The following is a 26,994-nucleotide window of genomic DNA, read 5'->3' as shown; positions in this document are numbered from 1 at the left end:
AGCTTACCACAACAGTTTTCACGCCATAAAAACCTGAAAACCCAATACTTGAAAACTAAATACGGCATTGCCGTGAACCAGTAAATAGCAATGTATCAAAGGAAAATAGCAAGCAACAAAGGCAAGGAAAAATGTATTTAAGCCCATTATGATGGCATTTGTTAAATGGAATAAGAAGCCAATTGCGATAAAACAAATAAATATGTGTTGATTACAAAATATACAGATAAAAAATAGTGCTTCCCAACCAAAAACAACCCAAGACAACAATTGTGATATTCTAATATTTTTAGATAACAACGTATATACATTCTCATTGCCATAAATATCATTCCCCATGATGCCAACTAATGCTTCACCATTCCTCCACACTTTGGCAGTGAGTTTTGCATATCCTGAAATAAAATAGCTAAAGAGTAACTGTAGTGCAATAAATGTAAATGCTATATGCCTTGTGATAACTGTATTGTGGAGGTAGATAAAAAACAAACAAGTAGCAATGAGGAATATTACTTGGTCAGAGCCATCCATCCCATAAGCACTTCTTGCTGAAAAAATTAGCAAACATATTGACATCATGAAATAGCAAAAAATCAATAGTAGCTCGATGTCAGTAACGATAGAAGTTATTGAAGCAATAAGAAAAACGATGGTTACTGTTTTTATTCCTTTCTCAGCGCATAGTTTATTGAATATAGGTATTTTCATAAAGATAGGATGCCTTAATTGCAACACCTCCCAGCTTAATAAATCATGCGTTGGCTTTTTATATAATAGTTTTTCAAGGGCATAAACAATACTACAGACCCCACAGATTAATCTAGTTAAGCTAAGTATTTCTAGTTGGATGCTCATCTTTTATTAAATGTAATTTTGATAACAATAATAATTCTGATTTTTCGAGCTTGTTGATAGAACAGCTCGTCATCAAAGCAAACTGTATGAACCGACATTTATCATTGCTATTGGCTTGGGTAACGTAGTTGAGTATTGTTAAATATGCAATGGAACCCACTATTACATTTTCTTGGTCTCTGTTTGTAGTGGCTACATTTGCCAATTCAATAGTGATGTCTAAAAATGATTTTCGGGTTTTTCTCCCTGGATTCCAGACAGCATCCAATAAGCTTCTAGCAGGTAACATTTGTATTTCACGCCAAGCAGAGCTTTCGCCATTGCTTAAAAGCTCTCGACATAAAATATGGTAGTTATTCTTGATAGGCGTCGGACAAAAAAAACGCCAATCAGGAATAATACCAAAGGGGTCTTTGAGTCTTAGCTTATAATTACCTGTTAACGGAAAATGAAAAATAACGGTTAATACAAGCCAAGACGCAAAGAATAAGAGGATGATATATTCATAAATATCCATCAAACAAATAGCTTAATATTTATGGGTCAGAAAGTTTCTGCGAATTTTCAATATTTCAGAGGCTGCAGCTGACACTGAGATTTGCTTTAAAACAGCATCAGGCAGGTGGACATCGTAAGGGTCAAAAGCATAATTTGGTATCACAAAATCTTCATTTCTATGCGGGCAACATATCCCCGTGGCCAAACTCACTGCTGCGGCAATGGCAATTAAAGCCGTTGCATATCCACGTGGATTAGTACCAATATTTAACTCAAACTGGTTGACTGGTAATTGTTTAAGAATATCTGCTTCGGCTTTCGTTAAATTAGGCTCGTGCAATACGATAAAACATTGAAGCTCTTCTTTTAAGTTTTCTTTGCTATAATGCTGTATTAATTTAAAGCCTTCTTCTAAAATTCCTCCGCCATTATAGGGGAAGGATGCTCCTACTACTTTGATTTTTTCAGGTATAAAAAAGCCTTCTAGCAATGTTTTTCCTCCGTATCTGACAGAGGCAAGTAAGTTTTGCTTTTTTTGTAGGAGTACTGCTTCTTCCAGTGCTATTTCTTTGATATCACTAAATTGTTTGATAAATTTTTCAACAATGGTCTGTTCAGTGCCAACACCTGATTTTAGGTATTTATATATTTCATCTAAAAGTGGTTCTCCTTTTTTAGCCATAAATAATGTTGCCGTTCCCTGTTGGGTTAACAATATTTTGCTTTTTTTAATATCAGGTTTGTAGTTCAAAATCTCTATACTAGAAGATTTCAACGCTCTTGATTCTGTTTCAATTGTAGCCAATCTCAATAATTCTAAGGTTTCCATGTTTGTATGTTTTAATTGTTTTAAGATGCATAAATCTATAACACGGCGTTTTTTAGCGTTTTTATGAACACACTATACGTCATGAGAATTCATAAGATCAATTAAAATAAAAGAAGTTTGTTTTTGAACAATTTGCTCAAACTCTTTGTGGACGTGGCTTATTTAAAGAAGTGGTCGTTGAAACTTTTAGGGGATATAATACATATTCATATATGTATATAGTCATTCATCCCCATTTAACTGCGGATGTCTATTTTTTGTAGTAGTGAATTGGCCTTACAAACATAAGGTAATAATGCAATAACCCACAAGGAATCAATCAGAAAGTAGGGTGATTTTTATTAAGCGGTAGTTTTGCTACGATTTGGAGCTTAATAACGTAATTATTTTAGGTAGGTTACCGTTTGATTGATATAATAAACGGTAACCGCAAGGGTTACCGCTACATGGAATGTCTTAAATAATAATGGTATTAAAATTCAATTGTTTTTAATATCCAAATAATTGTTAAGTCTTTGCCAGATTCTAATGTACTAAACCTGCTTCGGCGTTTTCACTCACCTCTACTTCTTGCTTAATCGTTCTTTTGCCTACTAAATATACAATATTAGCAATTGATGCCGAACCTGCCATGGCGGCTACCATCGGTAACGTAGAGGGTTCATCGAACATACTGATGACTACCGAAATCAAAGAACCCATTCCCATTTGTATTGCTCCCATCAAGGCTGAAGCTGTTCCTGCATTTTTTGAAAAGGGTGCTAATGAAAGGGCGGCCATGTTCGGATTGGCAAAGCCAATACAAGAAAGAAATAGGAAAAGCATAAAAATAGTAATGCCTAGATTGAGCCAATCGTTATACGAGGCAATCAAGAAAACAATTCCTATTAATAACTGAGTTCGAAGAGCTACAGGAATAATTTGCTCGCTCTTGAACCTACGAAGTACCAAATTGTTCAACTGACTAGCACCAATAAACCCAATAGACAAAAAGGCGAATATCCAACCATATACTTGCTCATTTACTTTGAAAACGCTCATAAATATCAACGGCGACCCTGATACATAAGCAAATAAGCCTGCAAAAGAGATAGCTCCTGTTAAGGCATACGTATAAAACTGTGGCTCAATAATTACTGAGATAAAATCACGGATGATAGGTTCAGGTTTTAATGAATGCGAAGGATCTGGCTTAAAACTATTAGGTAACCAAAGTATTACTGCTAATAAAAGTACTGCCCCAATGACGCTTAAAATAATAAAAACGGCCTGCCAACCAAAATTAGCGGTAACGATACCACCTACAGTAGGTGCTACCATTGGCGATACACCCAACACCAACATCAATAACGAAAACACTTTGGCACTATCTTTCACAGGGAAAAGGTCGCGTACCATCGCTACAGAAGCAACTGTAGCCACACATGCACCGATAGCTTCGATGAATCTGAGTACAATTAGGCTATCAATATTTTTAACCCATATACAAGCTATCGAAGCCAATATATATAGCGAGAGACCAAAGTATAATGGTTTTTTTCTACCAAAATGGTCTAGCAAAGGGCCATAAAGCAATTGCCCTGCTGAAATACCAATAAAAAATCCAGATAAAGTAAGAGATACTTTGGCTGCCGTAGTATTCAAGTCTTTCGCAATAGCAGGAAAACCCGGCAAATACATATCAATAGAAAAAGGCGCTAAGGCCGTTAGGCTACCAAGTATCAGAATAAGGGAATAGTAAGTTCTTTTCGTCATTTTATATTCATTGAGTGATTTAGTGAATGAGTGATTTGTGATTAACATTTTTCACATTCAATAAATCTCACATTAGTATTATGGCTTTCAATGTTAATTTATTACTTAAATAATCACAGAGCCTTGAATTAAGTTTCAAAATTACTAAGAAGATTTGGATTGCTCTGTGTTTAGATAGTTTAATGTATTATTAACAGTTAGTGATTGAGTGAGTTGTGAGTTAGTGAATTGTAAGTTAGTGAATTATTATTTAGTGATTGAGTAAGTTAGCGATTGAGTGAATATATTAATTGTCCTTTATCATTGCCTAATATATGTTGTCTTCAAAGAGAAAGAATAACTACTCATGAAAATATCTTGGCATCAAAAAAGGGATGTTGTAAGACAACACCCCTTTTATTTAAGTATATTCGATAGTATAAAGAGTTGTGTATAGCTAACTTTTGTTAAACCCAGTGAAACCTAATTTTAAACAATGATAACTATCATCCATTCAATCACTAAATCACTCAATCGCTAACTCACTCAATACGCTACTCCAAGTACAATTTTTTCAACTTTTTAATATCCTCTTTATCAAGCTCCATTTCCTTTTCTAAGAACTTATCCATAGAACCATATTGTTTGTCGATAGTAGCAAAAAAAGTATTGATATAAGTTGGATTAGCGGCCAACATTGGTTTCATGGCAGTCATAGCAGCATCGTTTTTTGCCATAGACTGTAGCATTTTCTCACGAGTATCTTTCCAAAAAACATTCGTAGCAGCATAGTCTGCCACAATGTATTTTTTATCAACGCCTAATGCAGAAAGTATCAACGCTGCTCCCATACCTGTACGGTCTTTGCCAGCAGTACAGTGAAACATCAATGATTTATCATTAGGCAATACCAACAATTGCTCGAACATTGGCTTATATTTTGCCTTCAAATGGGTAGTAGCACCATAAAATGAATTCATCAATGAATCACGGTTCATGGTAGCATAGTTAAGATTAGACTGTACCTTTTCGCTTCCAGCAGGTAGGTTAATATAATTTATTCCTATAGGCAAACGGTCAGGGTTAGTTTTCAATTCATCTGGCCCACGTAAATCACACACTGTAGCAAGTTGTAGATTTGACAAAGTAGCTAAATCATTGTCAGTCAATTTACTTACATCAGCCGAACGGAAAATATGACCCCACTTTACATGCTTTTTGTTAGCGGCAGGATAGCCCCCTAAATCACGGAAATTGCTTCCGCCTTCTAATTTTATCTGACGTTTCGGGTTAAAAACCACTGAGCTGTCTTGCGAGAATACATTTGTTGCTACAGTAAATAAGCAAAGTATAAAAAGTATCTTTTTCATGTTTTTCTTAAATAATACATTAATGTGATGCTACAAGAGAAAACCGTTTTACCACGCATTTTCTCTTGTAAATCTTAGTTAAACAGTTAATTATTTCAATAACCACATAGGCGAATAAATATCGTCTTTACCACCAAATTGCGTTAATGCTTTTGTATAGTTTTCTGGGTTATAAGTTGATTCGTCTACTGGATACAACCAACGAAGAGGTACCTTACCTACTGAATTTATCCCACTACCAGCAGTAATGAATGTTTTAGGATAACCCGTTCTGCGTTGATTATAAAATGCTTCCCACCCAGAGTTTTGGAAGAATGAAATATACTTTTGATTTAAGATTTGCTCTAAACCATTAGTATTATTGCCTTTGTAAACAACATTTGGGTTAGCTAAAAAACTAGCAATTGATACATTTACATTTCCTAATGTCTTACCCGTCAAGTCACCGATTGTTAAAGTAGCTCCTTCTGATAATCCATAAAATGCTAACGATGCATTGATACCTTTTGTATAATAAGCAGCCGCATCGCCTGTTGCCCAACCACGGTTAATACCTTCTGCAATGTTGAAATTCATTTCAGAATAACCCATAAGTATATATGGCTCTGGACCAACTACTGAACCATAATAGCGGTTAAAGTTGGTAAATGAGTACTTACCCGCCGTAGAATTGGTAAATAAATCGGCCACAGCATCAGAAATATCAGAACCTACGTAAGCTGTAAAATCACCTACTGCTTTTCCTTTGGCAAGCTCAGCTGGTGCAGGAGTCGCTACGATAAACGTTCTTGGGTCAGCATTAACAGTTGTCAATTTCAAGTATGCCGAACCTATGTTTTGGTAGTTATTATTACCGTCTTTAGGAGTATGCGGATACGTGTTATACGCTGAATTGAAGGTAAAAACCATGTTATCAGCATTACTTCCCATTACTGGATACTTCGTTGGGTTGTTAACGATGTCTGCAAATTTTTGTTTGATACCCAACTCTGGTGTATCCTCAGCTCTTTTACTTAATGAAATCAATACTCTTAGCTTATACGTATTGACAGCTTTTTGCCATTTTTTGATGTCATTACCCAATAGAATATCTCCTGCTAAAATACTAGCTTGTGTATTATTAGCAATTAAGCTCGTGAAGTCAGTATTAGCATCTTCTAATAATTGTAAAGCACTGATATACACATCTTTTTGTGCATCATACTTTGGTGTAAGGTTATCAAGACCTTGACCTGCTTCGCTCATAGGCACATCACCCAAACGTTGTGTAAGCCAAACGGCTGTATAAGCACGCACAAATTTTGCTACCGCACCATAAGCATTTGTTTTTGTTCCTAACGTTTTCAAAGCTTGCTCTTCCATCTTAATGGCATTTTTCAACATACCATAAGGTGTAGCCGTTACCGACCAGTCGTAGGTATTTTTACCACCATAATACAAGTTGTTAGAAACGATGAATTGATTCCAACGGTGAGCTTGGTCGAAAGGTTGTTCAGATACGTTTCCTGGTCTTCCATCCACTACCCCACCACCAGCGTACATATCATAGGTTATTCTACCCAATAAATATTCAGGCGGAATCGTATTACTTTCACTGGCAACGTTTGGGTTTGGTAATAATTGATCATAATCCTGACAACCAGTAGTTGCTACCAAAATTGGTAATATGATTAATAATTTTTTGAAATATCTTTTCATTTTTATTTCTGATTTATATCTAAAAATATTTTTTAAGCATTGTCAGACCTCAGCTATCAGTTATTAATCACTGACAACCGATAGCTGAATACCGACAGCCAAATTAGAATGTCAAACTAATGTTGATACCATAACGACGAGTAGTTGCTGACTGTAAACCTGGGTCTTTCTGAGTACTTCTGCTTGAAGCACTATAGCCAGCACCATATTGGTCTAAGTCAAAATCAGTACGTTCGGCGAAATACAATAAGTTACGTCCAACTAATGACACAGAAGCATTTCTGATAAATTTGTTATTGCCTAATAATCTTGCAGGAACAGTATAACCAATCACGATTTCTCTTAATTTCATGTAAGTCTTGCTAATTAAATAAGGCTCACCATATTGGAAGGCATTATAAACACCTTGCATATAACTTTGAACAGTTACAGCTTTGGCATTTGGAGCAAATGATAATTCACTACTGTTAGCAATATTTCCAGCAGCATCATATTTAATGGTTCCGCTTGCTACTACAACGCCATCGCCAATGTAAGCTGGTACAGCAGTTTTAGTACCCAAAGCTGTACTTTGCCATTCTTTCAGACGAGCTTCACCTAATGCACCCGTTACAGATTCCATTGCAGTACCTGAGTTTACTTGGTAAGCCCATACACGGTCGTTAATTACACCACCTACACGTCCATCAACTTGGAAACTAAAATTGAAGTCTTTGTAAGAGAATTTGTTGTTCAATGCCCACACGAAATCAGGGTTTGTATTTCCTAATAATTGCTTGTTGTTTGTTCCTGTTGGCGGTACTAGAGGCACACCGTTCGACGAATAGATAATTTTACCTTCGCTGTTTCTCAAATACTTATAGTCATAATAACCGTCTAATCTGTCGCCAATATGGAAAACGTGGTCTGGACCCGACAAGTAGATACTTGTTTCACCACCGTAGATTTCCTTCAACGTTTCTTTGTAAGTAGAGAAGTTCGCTAACACGTTCCAGTTTAAACCATTAGGATTTTTCAACACTGAACCATTTAATGAAACTTCCCATCCGTTTTTCTGAGTTGTTACACCATTGATTGTATGGTTGTAATAACCCGAAGAAGAAGCGACAGGTAAAGGGAAAATCTGCGGGCCGTTGATAGATGTAAAGTAAGTAGCATCTAATGATAAACGGTTTTTCAAGAATTTCATATCAAAACCTACTTCATAAGAAGTAACCGAGAAGCTCTGTAAAGCTGGGTTAGCTATCGTCCCTGAATAGTTGGCTATCGGTGTGTTGTTGTAAATAGAAGTATTGATGTTGTATGAGTTTTGGTTATCATAGCTAGGGCCATCATAAGCAGAAACAATTTCAGCACCATATCCTAATAAACCACTAGCAAGTGCCTGACCAGTTACAGCTTGATATGCTGTTCCGATAGTCGACTGCGTTAAACCACCTTTTACGTTAGCATACGACCCACGCAATTTAAAGAAAGAAACTGCTTGGGGTAAATTGATATAATCTGACACTACTGTACTCAATGAAACCGATGGATAGAAAATGTTACGGTTATCAGTAGGCAACGTAGAAAGTTTGTCAATTCTACCAGTTGTTCCTAACGTCAAGAAGTTTTTGTAAGTAAAGTCAGCCGTATAATATGCACTTGCTACTTCCATATCAGCACGATAATTATATGCTTTTACTGGATATTTCGAGTTACTAAAGTCATACACACCTGGAACAATCAAGAAATCGGTAGATGCCCAGCTTGAGTTATAGCTATAAGTTCTAAGGTTAGCTCCTGCAATAGCCGAAATCGTTAAGTCTTTCGTTACTGGTTTATTGAAGCTTAACAAGAAATCAGAGTTGTTTTCTAATAAGTTTCTTCTGTCTTCACGATAATCACCTTGTCTTAAATCTGGTGTTTTATAGGTAATCATCGAATATGGCAACTTCTCTGTACGGAACTGAGTCCAAGTAGTGATTTGGGTTCTGGCAGAAAAATTCAAGAATTCATTAATCTTGTAGCTCAATTTCGCATATCCATATACGTCAGTTTTCTTATGTTCACGTAGCCATTCATAAGCCATGAAATATGGGTTATTTTCACGACCATATTCTGCATAATACTGCTGAACACCTGGCTTACCTTGTGGGCCTTTATAATAATCACGCATATCAGCAATATCCCAGCTACTAGAACCATATACATTAAAGATATACGTATAACCTTCTGGTCCTGAACTTGGCTCTGGAATATTTGGTGAGTTCTGAAGGCTTAAGTTAATATTTCCTTCTAATCTTAATCTATCCGTAAAGTTGTACCCAGCATTGATATTGAAGTTATTAATATTCAATTGGGTATTTGGTGCCATTCCTTTTTGATAGTTGTTGGCGATAGACAAACGCAAATCGTATTTCTCACCGCTTGCCGAAAGGGCAATGTTATTCGTAGAGATAATTCCCGTTTCCATAAAACGAGCAAAGTTATCTTTACCAACACTTAACCAAGGTGTTCCTTGACGAATACCTGTTACTGGGTCTACGGGCGAATTGTATTGTGGTACATTTTGTCCTTCAAAACGTGGTCCCCAGATGTTTGTACGACGGAACTTACCATCTTCATCATAAGTTTTGTTACCGTAAGCATACTGATAGTTAACACCATAGCCATATTCGCTCTGACGAGTAGGCACTGCCAAGAAACTTGGCTCAGCCATTGTACTTGAATTGAAATCTACTTGAAACTGACGTTTGTCTTTCGAGCCTTTTTTTGTTGTAATCAAAATCGCACCGTTTTGTCCTCGGAAACCATACAATGCCGCAGCATTTGGCCCTTTCAAAACTGAATACGTTTCGATGTCGTCTGAAGAAATATTCCAAGTATCAGAGTTGATGGGGACACCGTCAACTACAAAAAGTAAATCAGAGTTACCACGAAGAATCAATTGCGGACGACCTAACATTTCAGCAGAAGAAGAAACTGTTAAACCTGCGATTTTTCCTGTAAGAGAGTTTATCGGGTTAGGCTCACGCGCCTTTACTAAGTCTTCACCTTTTACATCTTGGGTAGTATAACCAATTGAACGGGCTTCCTTCTTAATCCCTAATGCTGTTACGACAACTTCTTCTAATTGTCTGTTTTCCGCTAATAAGGTTACATCTAATGTTGTACGATTTCCTACCACAATTTCTTGTGTAGCAAAACCAATGTAGCGAAATACCAACACCATTTTATCATTTGCCAATGGCAACTTAAATACACCATTGCCATCTGTAGTAGTACCACGCGTAGTACCTTTGATAGAAATACTCACGCCTGGAATTACATCGCCATTCTTTTCGATAACTTTCCCAGTTAGAACATTGTCTTGTGCCAACACTACATTACTTAGCATAAGTAATGTAATGAAAAACAAGCTAACATGATTCAGTAAAATTTTATGTTTCATCTTGTAATAAGAGTTTGGGTTTGAAGTCACAAACTTAGTCCTGTCATATTACCTGCCTGTAACCGAAGGGTTATCTTAAACCAAGGGGAAATGATTAAATCTTTAAGAATGATGTTGTAATGTTAGTGATATATTAATGCCCTATTAAATGATGGAATAATGCTATTTCAAACACAATAAAAATTATTTGGTACAAATTATCATCACTAGGGAGGGACTTAAGTCCCTCCCTAGTGATTGGACATTGGATTCAACAACCCTGTTAAATAATAAGGATAATATTTTTTAAAATAAGTGCAACCTTCAAATCATTCCCTGCATCTTATGACTGAGATTTAGGAGAACTGCGTTTTTTTAAATCAAAAGCTCATCAACTTTAAAGCATTCGCTTAAACCAAAATCATTTGTATTTTAAGAAAGTTTACCATTCAGAAGGATTTTAAACCGATTATAGTACTTTGCATTGCAAGATACCATGTTTTACATATATCTTTGATAACATAAACCTCAACAGAAGAACAAAACACCTCATTTTATAATAACACCTGAAGTCGATAGCAATAAAATGATATGAACCTATTTATAGTAAGCGTAATAATAATTTCTAAACAATTTAAAATGAACCTTTAAATTCTAAACAGTAAAAAAATGAAAACCTTACTTAAAACCTTCGTCATTGCTTTATTTTCAACAGTGTCTTTCATGGCTAATGCAGGCGATGAATCAACAAATGATAAAAGGACGCTGAAAGTAGCAGTATATCAAACTGTGAATAGTCTTAGAATGAGTGTAGTAGTCGAGAAGATTATAGGCAGAAAAGCATCCGTCATTTTAAAAAGTAAATCTGGCTTTGTGTTGTTTGCTGAATATCTTAGGAAAAAGGATAAGCTATACTTTGGTAAACTTAATTTAGAAGAATTGGAAGATGGAAAGTATCTTATTGAGATTAGTGATGGGGAAACGACAATCGTTAAAAATGTAGAAATAGGCACTACAAAACCTGAAGTAGTGACGAATGACCGTTTTATTACGATGAATTAGGTTAGTTATTTGAAGTGTATTCTGTGTGCCACAGAACACGGATGGAGACCTTTCTATTAGCTGGCGACTTAAGTCGCCAGCTAATAGAAAGAGTTTTTAAAAATGTTAATATCAAAAGAGCTGTTTAAATAGTCTTCTTCTCCGTGGTCTGTGGCACACAGAACACAGGGCAGTGACAATATAAAACTATTCTTTCTTCCGAGTCCAGTAATAATAAAAAGGCAGACCTGTTGCCATCAATCCCAGTCCACTGAGTGCCTCCTCTGGTTTTTCGATTAACGTATTTACGATAAGGACGATACAGAAAAGTACGAAAACAGCAGGAACTACTGGATACCCAATTACTCTATAGGGACGATGTGCGTCGGGCATTTTTTTACGCAATACAAATACCCCAAAAGCGGTAGCTCCATAAAAAATAAAGGCAGCAAAAATCAGCATATCGGTCAGTTGGTCGAATGTTCCTGATAATACTAATAGTGAAGTCCAGATGGCTTGGATAAACAAGGCTCGTGAAGGAGTATTATAAACAGGGTGAATATAATCTACGCTTTTGAAAAACATTTTATCGTGTGCCATCGCATAAAATAACCTTGATGCTAACAATAAAGTAGTACTGGCACAATTGAAAGTAGTTACTAAGATTAATCCAGATATCAACATCCCGCCCCAAGCACCTAGAAAATGACTAACTACAGCTACAGCCGCAATTCCATTTTTGGATTCATAGATTTTGATAAATTCATCAATAGGCAAAATATATAAATACACAAAGTTCATAGACATATACAACACCATGATAATCAACGTGCCGATAATCAAGGCCAAAGGCAGATTTCGCTGTGGGTTTTTCATTTCTCCTCCAATAAAACCAACACTTGCCCAACCTTCATATCCCCAAAAGGCACTTAAACACGCCAAAGCCAACGCCTTGAAAAGAGTAGTTCCAGACATTGCATCGGCACTGTATCGCACGCTATTGGTGGTAATGTTTTCAAAACTACCAACACTTGAAAGTAACCCCAAGACAATAATCAATAACATTACCGTAGTCATCAACGCTGTTAATACCCTACTAAGGTTTTCGCCTAGTTTCAATCCTTTATAGTTGAAATAGGTCAAAAATATAATTAAAGCAATGGCTACTAATTTTACACTGAGGTTATCTAAAGGATGTAAACCAAAGAAGCTAACATCGGCCAAAGAAGCTGCCGTGATAGGAAAAGGGAAAACGCTATTCAGGGATTGAGCAAAAACATAAGCAATGGATGCTATAGAAGCAGTACGGATTACAGCAAAGTTGGTCCAGCCAAACAGAAAAGCAAAAAAACGATTATAGATTTTGCGAAAGTAAACAAATTCTCCGCCTGAATCGGCCAACATACTGGCAACCTCCGCATTAGATAATGTCCCTGCCAAGCTAATTAGTCCTGCTACTAACCATGCAATTAATACCAAAGAAGGGGATTGCAATTCGGCGGACATTGGAGCTACTTTTTTAAAAACGCCCGTGCCTATTACAGAGCTGATAATGAGCACGACGGCTGAGGTAAGTCCAATAGAGCGAACTAGTTTTCCTTGATTAGGAGGCGATGACTTCATTTGATGTGGTTTTAAGGATTGACAATTATACTCAATTTAATCAATGATGAGTAGAATTACAAAAAAGCCTTAATATTCTGATAATGTAACGAAAAACGGATAAACTACAAGGCGTGTTTGTCGGGTCTGGCAGGATAGAAAAGCCTATCAATGGCTATGGTCTTTAATCATAGGGATTAGTGGTATCTTCGTACATCAATCAAACGCTATTAACGTTATACAATGAATAAACCCTTACTGTTATTATTAATCTTATTTGTTGCTTTCTCTGGCTTCTCACAAAAAATTAATGATGCTTTTCAATTCAATATCCAAAAGACTCATACAAAAATTAAAATTGATGGTATTTTGGATGATGAAGCTTGGAAGAATACTGATGTTGCCAAAGACTTTTGGATGATGACGCCCATGGATACTTCGCTGAGTTTAACGCCCACGGAAGTACGCCTTACCTATGACGAACACTTTTTGTACATCAGTGCTGTTTGTTATGAAAAAATAAAAAACAAAGGCTTTGTAGTAGAGTCGTTGAAAAGGGATTTCAATTTTGGAAATAACGATAATTTTTGGCTGATTCTTGAACCTTTCAACGATTTGACCAATGGTTTTGTTTTTGGTGTCAATGCTGCGGGAGCACAATTTGATGGCATTATTTCGGAAGGAACAAACCTGAATGCGAACTGGGATAATAAGTGGTTTTCTGAAACTAAATACTTGGGCGACCGTTGGATATTCGAAGCCGCTATTCCTTTCAAAACACTCCGATACAAAGCTGGGGAAACCAAATGGGGGATGAATTTTAGTAGGTTAGACCTAAAGTCTGGTGAAAAATCTACTTGGGCAAAAATCCCTCGTCAATATTTTAGTATTACCTTGGCATATACAGGTACAATGGTTTGGGATACCCCTCCTCCTACTCCTAAAAGCAATATTTCAATTATTCCTTATGCATTGGGAGGAACAAGTAAAAACTTCCAAGATGCTAGCTCGACTAGTGTTAGGAAAGATTTTGGGGTTGATGCTAAAATAGCCATTTCATCTGCTTTGAATCTGGATTTAACAGTAAATCCAGACTTTTCACAAGTGGATGTAGACCGCCAAGTAACGAACCTTAGTAGATTTGAGTTGTTCTTCCCTGAACGACGACAATTTTTCCTTGAAAATGCCGACCTCTTTAATAATTTTGGGTTAAGCAACATTCGCCCATTTTTTTCAAGACGAATTGGCTTGGGTGTCCCTATTGATTATGGTGTAAGACTAAGCGGTAAAATCAATAACGACCTCAGAATTGGTGCTATGAATATCCAAACGGGTGTGAGTAGTTTGGAAAATAGACCTGCTCAAAACTTTTCTGCCTTGGTACTTCAACAAAAAGTATTTAGCCGTTCAAATATTAGCATGATGTTGTTGAACAAGCAGTCGCTCAATTACGATGAAAATATCAATAAGGGGTTTAATCAGTACAACAGAAATGTAGGGTTTGAATACAATTTAGCCTCAGCCAGTAATTTATGGATAGGCAAAGCAATGTATTTAAAATCATTCAGTCCTAATAGCAAGGACGATGATTTTGTAAGTGCCTTTAATTTAAACTATAATGGTTTAGCAGTGGATGCAGGCATTCAATACGAATATGTAGGGAAGAATTATAATCCTGAAATTGGTTATGTACCCCGTACGGGATATCATAAAATTACGGTACCGATACAGTATAATTTTTATCCAAAAAATAAAGCTAGCATCGTGCAGACGCATGGGCCATTGTTTTCAACTTATGCGTATTGGAATGCAGATAAATTACTGACAGATTTGCAAAGGCAATATTATTATCTTTTTACCATGAAAGACCGTAGTAGTTTTACTGCCTATTACGAAACCAACTATATTAAATTGCCTTTTGCTTTCGACCCTACCAATAAGGGAAGTAACGATAAACTAGCCGCTGGAAGTGAACACAAATTTGGTTCGATGAATATCAATTACCTATCTACACCTCGGAAAAAATATACCTTTGGCTTTACTGGAAGTTATGGTAGTTATTTTGGTGATGGTAAATTACTTAGCATTTCGGGCGACATAGGTTATCGTTTTCAGCCTTATGTAAGCCTGTCGGCAAATATCAATTATGTGGAAATTAGTGATGTAAAAATCCCTGTAAAAGACCAAAATGATTTAATTGTAAAATCAAACTTTTGGCTAGTTAGTCCTAAAATTGATATTACATTTACTAATAAATTATTCTGGACTACGTTTATACAGTATAACGAGCAGGTACAAAATGTCAATATCAATAGTCGCGTACAGTGGAGATATAAACCTGCCTCTGATATATTTTTAGTATATACTGATAACTATATTCCAGGAAGTTTAAATATTAAAAACCGTGCAATTGTATTGAAGTTTACTTATTGGTGGAATTTGTAACAGCTATGAGCCGTCAGCCTTGAGCTTTCAGCTTTGAGTAATCGGCAATCGGTTGTCGGTCGTAAGCTGATAGCCGAAAACCCATAGCTAAAACCACGGTTTGAGAGTCAAGAATAATAACTAAAAGCTGATTTACCCGCAGATTTTCACAGATTGATAAGCAGATTTATGGAGATTTTTTATTCAAAAGCTGAAAGCCGATGACTGAAAGCTATAATCAGATGACCGAAACCCATATTACCACAGTTAAAAAAACTTATAGCTGATAGCTTAAAGCTGACAGCTAACAAAACCATGAAACCAAAAATAACCATAGAATATTGCCCAAAATGTAATTGGCTGATGCGTTCGGCATGGATGGCACAGGAATTACTGACAACTTTTGTAGATGAACTACAAGAAGTAAGCTTACGCCCAAGTGAAGTGTCTGGACGTTTTCAAGTATTTTTAGAACAAGAAGTAATTTTTGATAGAAAACGAGAAGGACATTTCCCCGAAGCCAAAGAATTAAAACAGATAGTACGAGACCTTGTCTGTCCAGAAAAAAGCTTGGGACACTCCGACAAAAAAACTACTTAAAAAAGTACATAGCTATGGCAAAAGATACTACCGAGGCGGCAAAACCAAACATAAATACGGTATACGAAAACCTCAGAAATTTGTATTTTTTGCCAAGTACTTTCCCTAAATAATATATATCACGGGTCATGCTGGCATACAAGAAATCAGAATCATTCATCATTTCTTTCATACCCCATTCGTAATCAGTTAATTCCATCTGGTGGAAATTACCAAAGAAAAGTAGATTAGCTGTTTTGCCTTCAATGTCTTCACGGGAAAACTTACCAGAAGTAACATTAGGACGGACTGCCAAAATAGCAAAAATCGTAGCCACCAAGCACACAATGGTCAGCAAAGCTGTTGGTAATATTAGATTAGGCCAATCTTCCAGTTTTCTCGCTAGCACACTGAGCACTAAAGAGATAATGATTGAATTAACCGAAATCATGATGTTGGCTTTGTTATCTGCCATCGCTGATAACTGAAAGTGATTGGAAGAGGTTGTTCTGAACATGGTTTCTATACCACGTTCTGGTTTTTTTATCTTGTCAGCTTCTTTTTTTTGTTTCTTTTCAAACTTAGTATCGTTCATCTCTTCTTTATCTTCCTTGTCTTCTTCCTTTTCTTCCCAAGGGAATTTAAATTTAAAACTTCCCCCTTGAAATTCTGCTAACTTCAGTAAGCCTTTTTTTAAGTTCTCTTGTTTCCGTGGTTCAAAATGTTCACGGGCATATTCTGTAAAATATTGATGATGCTGTAGTAATTCTACTGTCGACTCCCACCATTTTTTCTCACCAATGCTTTTTAAAATGGAGCAAAATTCAATCCGTAAGTTTTCAGAATAATTCATAAATTCGGGTGACCCTAGGTGCGATAAGTCAGCATCACATAAAATCATTTCTTTACGATTCTGCGGATTTTGTGGCATTTTAGTGGCTTCAATACAGCCCAAAACTTTATCAATACGCTTTTCTGGAACTTCTAAGCCCTCTAAAAACGTTTTGGCCATAAGTTTACTTCTATCCTCATGGTTGATACAACCTTGCTGATAACCGATATCATGTAGCCAAGCTGCAATCAAAATCGTCTCAAGGGCTTTATCCGAGAGGTCAGAAGCTTTACCAATTTCCTCCGTCACTTTTACCACATGATGGGTGTGTCCAAAATTATGATAAATCAACTCCGCAGGCAATTTGTTTAAAATTCCTTCAGCATATTCTTGTACCTTTATGAGCAATTCCGTTTGCATAATCAACTTACAACATTAAATAAAAGCATGATGATCTCTTCCAAAACTTTAATCCTACTAACTTTCGTTCCATTATCACTTTTTTCTTGTGCAAAAAAAGAAAAACACAAAGAAAAAGAAATACCTGAAGAAACCACTACTGTGTTTACACTACCGTATGATTTTGAAAATCCCAGTCAAAAAATAACCTTACCGAAGAGCCTTAAAGAAATTTCTGGACTGTCATTTTATAAAAATAATCAATTGGCCTGCATTAATGACGAAGAAGGTAAAGTTTTTATTTTTGATTTAACAAAAAAAGAAATTAGTGAGAAGATTCCCTTCGGAAAATCAGGTGATTATGAGGGCATAGAAGTAGTAGGTAATGAGGTATTTGTATTGAGAAGTGATGGCTTAATTAAGAGCTTTAAAATTGGCGAGTCTTATGAAAGAGAAATAGACTGTTCAGACCCTGATGTTGTTGAATACGAAGGCCTTAGCTATGACCCTACCACAGGCAATTTATTACTAGCTGCCAAAGAAAGAATAAAGGAGGTAGATAATAAAAAGATGATTTATGCCTATGATTTTAAAAGGAAAATTCTATTTAAATCTATCGCCATTCCAGATGAAAAATTAATTGGCAAAGATGGCAAAAAAACTTTCCGTCCATCGGGCATCGCTATTCACCCAATTACTCAACAAGTATTTATTATTGCTTCGCAAGGCAAAAAGCTTTTGATTTTGTCTAAAGACGGAGCCAAAGAAGCCCTTCTAGATTTAAACCCCAATTTATATAAACAACCCGAAGGCATTTGTTTTACACCAAATGGCAACTTGTATATTTCATCAGAAGGCGCTGGCGGAGATGGCTACATTTTGGCTTTTGATTATAAAAAATAATAGTTTGAGATTACTGTTAATTGATTTTTCTTAGCACAAATTAATTCAGTACTAAGAAAAATACTATCTTACTAAACCAACATATCAATCGTCCAAGAAAATATGAAGACTACTTTCAAACAGATTATCTTCAAAAGCTTCAGTGTATTGTTGCCTTTATTATTGCTTACTGCTGAAATCGGTTTTAGCCAAAAAAAGCCTAATTATTCAGTTTTTTTAATTGGTGATGCTGGCGAACCTCCGAAGAATGGCAAAGACATGGTGTTGAGCCCTTTGAAAAAGCAAATGCAACAAGCAGGCAAGCAGTCGACCATCATGATTCTTGGAGATAATGTGTATCCTAAAGGGTTAAGTAATATCGATGAGCCTAATCGCAAAAATGATGAGGAACGTTTGGCTGACCAATTAAGCATTTTGCAAGATTATCAAGGAAAGCCCTTTATCATCCCGGGCAATCACGATTGGCAACAAGGAGGCAAAAAAGGTTGGGAATATATCCAAAATCAGGAAAAATTTGTTTCTGATTTTTTGAAAAGAGAAGACGTATTTTTTCCAAAAGGTGGATGTCCTACACCCCATGAAGTAGCCCTGAACGACCAAATCACTGCGGTCATTCTTGATACGCAATGGTGGCTACATCCTTGGAAAAAACCAGAAGCAGATTCTGACTGTGAAGTAAAGTCATTGGAAGAAATGCTGATAAGTGTCAATGATATTCTGGATAGAAACCGCCATAAAAAAGTGTTAGTAGTTGGGCACCATCCCATGTATTCGCATGGCTCTCATGGTGGTTATTATACTTTACAAGACCACCTTTTCCCCTTTCATGAATTAGGAGTGCCTATTCCTCTGCCAGTACTTGGCTCTATTTATCCATTGTATCGTACCCTTATTGGTAATATCCAAGATATTCCACATCCTAAATATAAGCAAATGCGTGATGGATTGGTGGGGATTTTCAAGCAATACAAAAACGTAATTTATGCCAACGGACATGAACATAATCTACAATTAATTCAGCGAGATTCTATCAACTATATTACTTCGGGGGCGGGTTCAAAAAATACGCCTGTGAAAATGGGCAACGATTCTAAATTTGCTAGTTCGCAAATTGGGTTTGCTCGTCTAGATTTCTATGATAACCAAATCAAGTTGATATTCTTTGGCGGTGATGGCAAAGATGGTAATGAATTGTATAGTACAGATATCCTGTTGGATACCAACACGATTGACCCTAAAGACTTACAAACCGAAAAAATACATCTTCAGGGTGTTGTACCTAACCCAAAATATAAAGCAGGGAAATTCAAAGCTTTTATGTTGGGAAACAATTATAGGGATATTTGGACAACACCCATCAAATCTAGAACACTTGATTTTGAACATGAAGAAGGAGGATTAAAAGTAATTCAACGGGGCGGTGGTTATCAAACACTTTCATTACGTTATCAAAATCCTAAAGGCGAACAATTTGTTACGCGTTCCGTAGAAAAATATCCAGAAAGAGCCGTTCCAGAAGCTATCCGCAGTCAGTTTACTACTGATATTGTTTCTGACCAAATTTCTGCTTCCCATCCGTTTGCAGCTTTGGTGGCTTCGCATTTGGCAGAAGCTGCTGGCGTCTTGCATACCAACCCTTCTTTAGTCATCATTCCAGAAAGCAATGTTTTAGGCAACTACAAACGCCTTTTCACGAACCAATTAGCCCTTTTTGAAGAACGACCAGAGGGTAGTTTTGCGGGTTCTAAAAAAATCCAAAGTACCCAAAAAGTAGTTGAAAAATTAGCTGAAGATAACCACAATGAAATTAATGAAAAAGAGGTAATCAGAGCAAGGTTATTAGATATGTTGATTGGCGACTGGGACCGCCACGAAGATCAATGGCGTTGGGCTGGTTATGAAAATGGTCATGATAAAGGTTTGAGCTTTAGGCCTATTCCACGTGACCGTGACCAAGCTTTTTTTGTAAACGAAGGCGTTTTACCTCGTATTATTTCTCGAAAATGGATATTGCCTAAAATTCAAGGGTTTGATTATAAAATTCGTGATGTGGCAGGTTTGGCATTTAATGCACGCTATTTTGACCGTTCGTTTCTAACCCAATCTTCCGAGAACGATTGGATGGCGATGGCAAAAGAACTTCAACAAAAAATTAGTGATGCGGTGATTGATTCTGCTATCACGCACTTCCCTAATTTTCCAGAGCATTCATTAGTTATTGCCAAAAAACTAAAACAACGCCGTGACGACCTTCCGGGATATACTAAAGAGTTGTATGAATTTCTGAGTAAAGAAGTAGATATTCTGGGAAGTGATAAGGATGAATATTTTTTTGTAAGCCGACTTGAAGATGGGCAAACGAAAGTGTCAGTCTTTGACCAAAAGAAAAATGGTGGAATCGGTCGGACACTTTATGAAAGAACATTTGACCCAAAAATCACAAAAGAAATCAGGATTTGGGGACTAGATGGGGAAGACAACTTCAAAGTATTTGGTCAAGCCAACAAAGGCATCAGGGTGCGTTTGATTGGCGGAAAAGGGAAAGACATTTTTACAGACTCGTCTTCTGTCACTGGTTTAGCTAAAAAAACCATCATTTATGATAAAAAAGATAATACAACGCTCAATTTAGGGTCGGAGAGCAAGGATTTAACCAGTAATAAAAAGAACGTAAACGATTATAACCGCGAGGCTTTTAAGTATGATAGAATAGCTCCGCTAGCTTCTTTTGCTTATAACGTTGACGATGGTATTTTTGTGGGAACTGGTCTGCAATGGACTCGCCAAGGTTTTAGAAAAGACCCTTTTGCTTCTCAGCACAGTATTTCGGGTAACTACGCTTTTGGTACTAATTCATACAATATTTTCTATAAAGGAGAATTCACTGACGTAATCGGAAAAACTGATTTTGAATTAAAAGCCAATATTCAGCAAGGTGGTTTGGTTGATAACTTCTTTGGGTTGAGTAACGAATCGGAATACAAAAAAGAGAAAGGGATTGATTATTACAGAATTCAATATGAAAACGAAGAGATTACAGCCCTTTTCAAAACCCGATTTAATAAGTTAACAATATATTATGGTGCTGCAAGAAATGAATGGCACATCAAAGAAAACCCTAAACGGTTTATCAACGAGTTCGCCCCACATGGTGATGAAATCTATCAGGACAAAAATTTTATCGGTCTAAAAACTGGTTTTATCCTTGATAATCGTGATAATATCATTTTTCCAACCAGAGGTATTTTATGGAACTTTGATGCCACTATTCAGCGAGGTGCGAATGATGTTACTAAAAACAATTATGCCAACCTAAAAACTGATTTATCATTTTATTATACCTTTAAATTACCCGCAGTTGTTAGCTTGGCAACTCGTTTTGGAGGAGGCGTAAACCTTGATGATTATGAATTGTATCAGGCTAATTCGTTAGGCGGTTTAACAAACCTTAGAGGTTTTAGACGTACTCGTTTTTCGGGTAAATCTTCTTTTTATAACAATACAGAAGTTCGCATAAAAGTACTCAATTTCAAATCATATTTATTTCCAGCTTATGCAGGTGTACTTGCCTTTAATGATGTTGGTAGGGTTTGGAATCCAAACGAAAACTCAGAGAAATGGCACCAAAGCTATGGTGGTGGTATTTGGATTGCCCCTTTTAATATGGTGGTGATTACGGGCATGTATGGTATTTCAGAAGAAAATCATTTGTTTTCGGTGAAGGCAGGGTTATTTTTCTAATACTTATATCTTTCATCACTATGGATCAAACCTCACCCCCGACCCCTCTCCTTCAGAGAGGGGAGTTTTAAGTACTAAGGTCTACTCCCCTTTTCTGAAGGAGAAGGGGTTGGGGGATGAGGTTATTATACATTGATTATCAATTATTTATCAACTTGTGGGTAATTGATAGGACTTAAGTCCCTCGCTAGAAATAAAGAATTGTCAAAAGCATTTTACGCCAATTTCCATAAAAACATTTCATTCTCCATTCCTTTCAATTTAACAGAACCTACTTGCTTCGTATCAATCGGAATAGCAGAAATTTCATCCATTACTTCCTGACTTATCAGCAATTGAGATTGGTATTTTTTGTTCAATTGTTCTATCCTTGCAGCTTGAATTACTACATTCCCCGTAATGTTATATTGCTGACGAGAGTCGGTTCCGATATTTCCTACTACGGCATCACCTGTATGAATACCGATGCCTACGCCTGTATTAGGTATCGTACCCAGCTCATTCATCTTCTGGATTTTTTCGATAATATCCAGTCCTGCTTTTACGGCATTTTCAGAGGGGTTTTCTAAATTAATGGGTGCGCCAAAAGTAACCATGCAACCATCCCCTAAAAACTGATTTACAATACCATTGTATTCATTAACGGTATTAACCACTACCTCAAAAAAAGCATTCTGATACTCCATTACTTCCTCCGCAGTATGTTTGTCAGCATACACCGTAAAATTACGGATATCCAAAAACATGATACTAACTTTTTGGTGCTTCGCTTTCAGAATACCATTTTGCTCTAACATTACCTGCGCTACTTCTGGCGAAACCTGCTGTCCGAACATTTCTACGATATGCTCTTGAGTCTCCATCCGTTCTATGGATAGCTGGATGCTCTTTCTAATCTGGGTAGCCACATAACCTGCTGACAAACCACCAAAAACCAAGGAGAAAGTTTTGAGCAGATATGAAAACATTTGTTTGGTATAAATATCATGCTCTGAAACAATCGTTCCAGATTCTATCAGGTGGTAGCTCAGAAAAAAGTATTCTAATCCTGCCAGTAGGCCCGTCCACAACGACACGGCAAAACTCAGCCTTAGCGTTGATAGAATGATAAAAATAAAGTAGATATACACCAACGGAGAAAGTACTATCAGGATAGGATGGTTGTACTCTTGTCCCGCAAAATACATGACCAACGTGAGTAACGTAATTTCGAGCGTTGCATTACCAAACTTCGCTACCAAAGGCATTTTATTCATTACTTTCAGCAGATACTTCATAGATAGCCAGACCGTCAGTTCATAGAAAGTCATAAATGCTAAATACAAAAATATAATCTGAGGGATGCCTTCGTGCCCATTTAAATAATTCAACTGATACACCGTTTTGGCAAACAGGGCATAACTGATAAAACTTATCGAGAAAAAAAGTAATAAAACCCCAGCCCTTTGTCGCTCCCTACGAATATTCTCCTGCTCATACTGTATATCGAAATAGGTCAATGCGGGGTTCTCTGAAAATAGAAATTTCTTCATTTAATAAAATAAAATAATCATTTAATAAAAATATAACAAATTTGAGACAAAATAACTCCATTAAAATAAAACTTTATGAAATCTTTTGCGTTTCCTAAGGTGAAGAACTCCTTTCAAAAAAACTTAAACAGATTTACAAAAATGAAAAAGTTAATTTTATTGACGTTATTTTCTATCACCGCTTTCATCAGCAATGCACAACATGAAGCAAGTAACGACAAGTCTAAAATGCCTTCTCCACCAGCAACTACTTCTGCTACTATCGGAGAAACTACTCTCACAATCAATTATAGCCAGCCAGCCGTAAAAGGACGTAATGTTTGGGATGGCAACCTTGCCCCTTTGGGTAAAGTATGGCGTACTGGTGCAAACGAAGCAACAACTTTTGAAGTAAGTAAAGACGTAACCGTACAAGGAAAAACATTGAAAGCTGGCAAATATGGTTTTTTTACGATTCCTGGTGAAAAAGAATGGACGATTATTTTCAACAAAGTTGCTAAACAATGGGGTGCATTCAAATACAGTGAAGCAGAAGACGTTTTAAGAGTAACGGCTCCAGCTAGGGCTAACGATATGACTGAACGTTTTACTATCAAAGCTGAAAACAATGGTAATGTAACGTTAATGTGGGATAAAGTAGCCGTAACTTTCACGGTAAAGTAATTGCTATAAGCATATCAAAGAGGTTGTTTGCTATAAAAGGCAGGCAACCTCTTTTTTGTAGGACTAATTGATGAAAAATATCATTTTATTGAATTTGCTCATCATTTGATAGCCGATTTTTAATATTTTTCATTAGCTTTACAGCGTTTATACATATAAATACTTAATATAAAAACTAAGATTTATTACAAAAAAAACGCTTAATTTTTAATTGGTAATTGTTAATTGTTTCCTGTTACTTATCTTTACCATATTAATCAATCATTAACCTTAAGTATGAAGAAAGTCCTGATTGCCGAAGATAGCTCAGTTATCCAGAACCTTGCTAAGAAGATTTTAGAATTTCAAAATTTCGAAATCCATTCTGTTAAAAATGGGCAACAAGTGTTAGATGCTCTTGAGAAAGAAGATTTTGACATCATTTTGCTAGACATCAATATGCCCGTAATGGACGGAATGGAATGTGCTAAAGCAGTACGTAGTTTGAAAGACGAAGCTAAAGCTAAAATACCAATTATTGCTATTACTGGTAATGCTAGAAACTATTCTATGGAAGATTTCAAAGAAGCTGGTTTTGATGATATGCTTGCTAAACCTTTGAACTTTGATGCATTGGTTGCTCAAGTAAAAGCACTTACCGAATAGTTATGAAAAATGAGTTATGAGTTATGAAGCTGAGAGTTGATAGATAATTTACTCGAATATTATTAATTCATAACTCATAATTGATAATTCATAATTCTATGAGAATTACTTTTTTAGGCACTGGAACATCCCAAGGAGTACCTGTAATTGCTTGTGGTTGTGAAGTTTGCCAATCTCTCGACTTTCGTGATAAACGTCTTAGGGTTTCTATTCACCTAGAAATAGCCGACAAAAGCTTTGTTATTGATACTGGCCCCGACTTTCGTCAGCAGATGCTTCGTGAACGTGTTCACAAGCTAGATGCTATTATTTTCACGCACGAACACAAAGATCATACCGCTGGATTAGATGACGTAAGAGCATACAATTTCTTTCAACAGAAAGATATGCCTATTTATGCTCGTCCGTCAGTACTTGAGCAAATTCAGCAAGAATTTGCTTATGCATTTACTGCTATAAAATACCCCGGCACTCCGCAAATTACCCTGAACGAAATTCATTATAATACTCCTTTTGATATTGAAGGCGTTACCTTCACTCCTATTGAAGTATTACACTTCAAATTGCCAGTATATGGCTTTAGGATAGGCGATTTCACCTATATCACCGACGTAAACTATATTTCGGAAGAATCTCTTGAAAAAGTAAGAGGTTCTAAAATTGTCGTAATTGGTGCTTTGCGTAAAGAAAAGCATTTATCCCACTTTACCCTTTCTGAAGCCATAGAGGTACTCGAGAAAATCAAGCCTGACGAAGCTTATATTACTCATATCAGCCACCAGATGGGACTGCATAGAGATGTAGAAGAAGAATTACCTTCTTATATAAAACTCGCCTACGACGGCCTCACGCTTACGTGCTAGTACTATATTAATAGCGTATCTACACGATGTGCATGTACCATTCTTTCACAAGGAGACCACGAGAAAATAGTAAATCTTCCATCTTGCGAAGCTACTAAGGCAATCGCATCCCGTTGATCATACACAAATTGTGCTGCAGAAAGGTGTCTAGTGCCTCCATTCTGAACTGGGTGTACTACCTGAGGTTCATTGCCAACGATGGGTTCTGTTACTAAGATGGCTTCTAACGCTTTACCTGATGGCGAACGCCCAATTTTTGCACCAAAAGCCAATACTTCAAACTGGTCATTAATGATAGTAGCACCATCCACGGCTGTTAACCCCGCTATACCATTTATTGCTTGATTTAACTTATTTTGCAAGGCAGGATTATAGATGTCTAATCCTTTTTCATTCAAGAAGGAAAGACCCGAGAAAACAGGGCTGAGGGCATAAGTAATAGGGTAAATAATAGAGGAACGCCAATTATCATTTTTAGAAGGTACAATCAAAAGAGCCCCTCCTCTTTGGTGTGCTCGCATGGCTACTGCTAGCTGGACAAGTACATTCAAGGAATCATTCCAAGAGGAAGGCGAAGCGATACCAATCATAGAACCCAACACTGCTGGGCAGTCGGGCATAGTACCACTGCTTTCGTCGATTACTTTTATTTGGTCGCCTTTCAATACAGCAACGTTGATAAATTTACCAAAGCCATCTGTTCTGCGATGTTTGATGACCAACAGGCCTGGTTCAACAACTTCTAAGACAAAACATAAGCCTGGAATATTGGTAGTAGTTCCCCAAATATATAATTCATCATCTTCTATCCAAACGCCTAAGTGGATACCTGCATGTTCTACAGAGGGTGCTAATTTCGTTAGTACATCAGGATTAAACTTTAATCTATGCTCAAAAATTAAGGGACGTTCGGTTAAGGAAGGCGGTAAAAAGGCAAGTGATATTTTAGGAGAACGCCCCTCCTCACGACGGAGACTCGCCCAAAAGCCAACATCGATAATTGATTCTATGACCAAACTATTAGGAATAGGGGCAAGTATTTTACCATCATGCCTCACTGCATTTTGATGGTGAAATATAAAATGGCTTTCAATGGTTTCAGAAACCATTTGAGCTGCCTGATAAGTAGTTGTGGTGGAAATCATCATTAAATTTTACCTCTCTTAATTTGTCTTCAATGCAAATTGATACTATACCTACTCAACTATTAATTTTTGGCTTAGGTTCAATGCTGTAAAATTTTATATGAAGTATTTATAAGTTTTATAAAACTAACCTTCATTAAAACTTGCGAGCTTAAATAGACAGTTGTCATCTAAGTACTTTTTGTTATTTTTATTTCAAATACACTCTTTTTCTAACTTTTTAATCAAA

19 protein-coding genes are annotated in these 26,994 nt (G+C 36.5%); 8 read left to right on the top strand and 11 right to left on the bottom strand.

Features of this window, described 5'->3' with window-relative positions; genetic code table 11:
- Nucleotides 1-18: 18 nt before the first annotated feature.
- The 7 genes from AC1RNE_RS19900 to AC1RNE_RS19870 all read right to left on the bottom strand — a co-directional run bounded on the left by AC1RNE_RS19900 (nucleotide 19) and on the right by AC1RNE_RS19870 (nucleotide 10,417).
- Nucleotides 19-855, bottom strand: coding sequence for an HTTM domain-containing protein (locus AC1RNE_RS19900; RefSeq protein WP_492803395.1), 837 nt, complete (start codon nucleotides 853-855; stop codon nucleotides 19-21).
- A complete protein-coding gene (locus tag AC1RNE_RS19895) occupies nucleotides 830-1,372 on the bottom strand; it encodes a hypothetical protein (protein ID WP_492803393.1) in 543 nt (180 codons plus the stop codon). The genes AC1RNE_RS19900 and AC1RNE_RS19895 overlap by 26 nt, the downstream gene beginning before the upstream one ends.
- Before the next feature lie 12 nt (nucleotides 1,373-1,384).
- Nucleotides 1,385-2,182 (bottom strand): hypothetical protein, encoded by a 798-nt coding sequence (locus AC1RNE_RS19890; protein WP_492803391.1) that lies wholly within the window; start codon nucleotides 2,180-2,182, stop codon nucleotides 1,385-1,387.
- Between the two features lie 525 nt (nucleotides 2,183-2,707).
- Nucleotides 2,708-3,937, bottom strand: a complete 1,230-nt coding sequence (locus AC1RNE_RS19885) for a multidrug effflux MFS transporter (RefSeq protein ID WP_492803389.1) — start codon at nucleotides 3,935-3,937, stop codon at nucleotides 2,708-2,710.
- 533 nt (nucleotides 3,938-4,470) lie between these two features.
- A complete protein-coding gene (locus AC1RNE_RS19880) occupies nucleotides 4,471-5,286 on the bottom strand; it encodes a tyrosine-protein phosphatase (RefSeq protein ID WP_492803387.1) in 816 nt (271 codons plus the stop codon).
- 90 nt (nucleotides 5,287-5,376) lie between these two features.
- Nucleotides 5,377-6,984 carry a SusD/RagB family nutrient-binding outer membrane lipoprotein gene (locus AC1RNE_RS19875; protein ID WP_492803385.1) on the bottom strand — a complete coding sequence of 536 codons (1,608 nt, stop codon included), beginning with the start codon at nucleotides 6,982-6,984 and terminating at the stop codon, nucleotides 5,377-5,379.
- A gap of 103 nt (nucleotides 6,985-7,087) precedes the next feature.
- Entirely contained in the window at nucleotides 7,088-10,417 is a 3,330-nt protein-coding gene (locus tag AC1RNE_RS19870; RefSeq protein ID WP_492803384.1) for a SusC/RagA family TonB-linked outer membrane protein, read from the bottom strand.
- Between the two features lie 648 nt (nucleotides 10,418-11,065).
- On the opposite strand from AC1RNE_RS19870, the gene AC1RNE_RS19865 reads away from it, so the two are divergent.
- Nucleotides 11,066-11,458: a hypothetical protein gene (locus AC1RNE_RS19865; protein WP_492803382.1), complete on the top strand. Its 393-nt coding sequence runs from the start codon at nucleotides 11,066-11,068 to the stop codon at nucleotides 11,456-11,458.
- Nucleotides 11,459-11,644: 186 nt separating this feature from the next.
- On the opposite strand, the gene AC1RNE_RS19860 is transcribed toward AC1RNE_RS19865, so the two are convergent.
- Complete coding sequence (locus AC1RNE_RS19860; protein WP_492803380.1) at nucleotides 11,645-13,060, bottom strand: APC family permease; 1,416 nt, start codon at nucleotides 13,058-13,060, stop codon at nucleotides 11,645-11,647.
- A gap of 222 nt (nucleotides 13,061-13,282) precedes the next feature.
- On the opposite strand from AC1RNE_RS19860, the gene AC1RNE_RS19855 reads away from it, so the two are divergent.
- Complete coding sequence (locus tag AC1RNE_RS19855; RefSeq protein WP_492803379.1) at nucleotides 13,283-15,484, top strand: DUF5916 domain-containing protein; 2,202 nt, start codon at nucleotides 13,283-13,285, stop codon at nucleotides 15,482-15,484.
- 294 nt (nucleotides 15,485-15,778) lie between these two features.
- The gene (locus tag AC1RNE_RS19850) at nucleotides 15,779-16,063 is read left to right on the top strand and encodes an Rdx family protein (RefSeq protein WP_492803377.1); all 285 of its coding nucleotides are present in this window, start codon (nucleotides 15,779-15,781) and stop codon (nucleotides 16,061-16,063) included.
- Here AC1RNE_RS19850 and AC1RNE_RS19845 read toward each other — a convergent pair.
- Nucleotides 16,056-17,294, bottom strand: a complete 1,239-nt coding sequence (locus tag AC1RNE_RS19845) for a Pycsar system effector family protein (RefSeq protein WP_492803375.1) — start codon at nucleotides 17,292-17,294, stop codon at nucleotides 16,056-16,058. The two genes, AC1RNE_RS19850 and AC1RNE_RS19845, sit on opposite strands and share 8 nt — an antisense overlap.
- Before the next feature lie 27 nt (nucleotides 17,295-17,321).
- Between AC1RNE_RS19845 and AC1RNE_RS19840 the strand changes: the two genes are divergently transcribed.
- Entirely contained in the window at nucleotides 17,322-18,176 is an 855-nt protein-coding gene (locus tag AC1RNE_RS19840; protein ID WP_492803374.1) for an SdiA-regulated domain-containing protein, read from the top strand.
- A 102-nt stretch (nucleotides 18,177-18,278) separates the two neighbouring features.
- Nucleotides 18,279-21,917, top strand: coding sequence for a BamA/TamA family outer membrane protein (locus AC1RNE_RS19835; RefSeq protein ID WP_492803372.1), 3,639 nt, complete (start codon nucleotides 18,279-18,281; stop codon nucleotides 21,915-21,917).
- 215 nt (nucleotides 21,918-22,132) lie between these two features.
- Here the strand turns inward: AC1RNE_RS19835 and AC1RNE_RS19830 are convergent, their stop codons facing one another.
- Nucleotides 22,133-23,449 carry an adenylate/guanylate cyclase domain-containing protein gene (locus tag AC1RNE_RS19830; RefSeq protein ID WP_492803370.1) on the bottom strand — a complete coding sequence of 439 codons (1,317 nt, stop codon included), beginning with the start codon at nucleotides 23,447-23,449 and terminating at the stop codon, nucleotides 22,133-22,135.
- A 141-nt stretch (nucleotides 23,450-23,590) separates the two neighbouring features.
- Here AC1RNE_RS19830 and AC1RNE_RS19825 point away from each other — a divergent pair, with 141 nt between their 5' ends.
- The 3 genes from AC1RNE_RS19825 (at nucleotide 23,591) to AC1RNE_RS19815 (ending at nucleotide 25,620) form a co-directional block, all read left to right on the top strand.
- Nucleotides 23,591-24,112 carry a DUF2911 domain-containing protein gene (locus tag AC1RNE_RS19825; RefSeq protein ID WP_492803368.1) on the top strand — a complete coding sequence of 174 codons (522 nt, stop codon included), beginning with the start codon at nucleotides 23,591-23,593 and terminating at the stop codon, nucleotides 24,110-24,112.
- A gap of 276 nt (nucleotides 24,113-24,388) precedes the next feature.
- Nucleotides 24,389-24,757 (top strand): response regulator, encoded by a 369-nt coding sequence (locus AC1RNE_RS19820; RefSeq protein WP_309919265.1) that lies wholly within the window; start codon nucleotides 24,389-24,391, stop codon nucleotides 24,755-24,757.
- A gap of 98 nt (nucleotides 24,758-24,855) precedes the next feature.
- Entirely contained in the window at nucleotides 24,856-25,620 is a 765-nt protein-coding gene (locus AC1RNE_RS19815; RefSeq protein ID WP_492803366.1) for an MBL fold metallo-hydrolase, read from the top strand.
- 2 nt (nucleotides 25,621-25,622) lie between these two features.
- Here AC1RNE_RS19815 and AC1RNE_RS19810 read toward each other — a convergent pair whose 3' ends face one another.
- Nucleotides 25,623-26,768, bottom strand: coding sequence for a putative sensor domain DACNV-containing protein (locus tag AC1RNE_RS19810; protein ID WP_492803364.1), 1,146 nt, complete (start codon nucleotides 26,766-26,768; stop codon nucleotides 25,623-25,625).
- Nucleotides 26,769-26,994: the final 226 nt, after the last annotated feature.

It is taken from the genome of Arcicella sp. GW822-FHT02H01, from assembly GCF_058802005.1.
The sequence above is the reverse complement of the archived record's forward strand: the minus strand, read 5'-3'. Positions and strand labels throughout refer to the sequence as shown.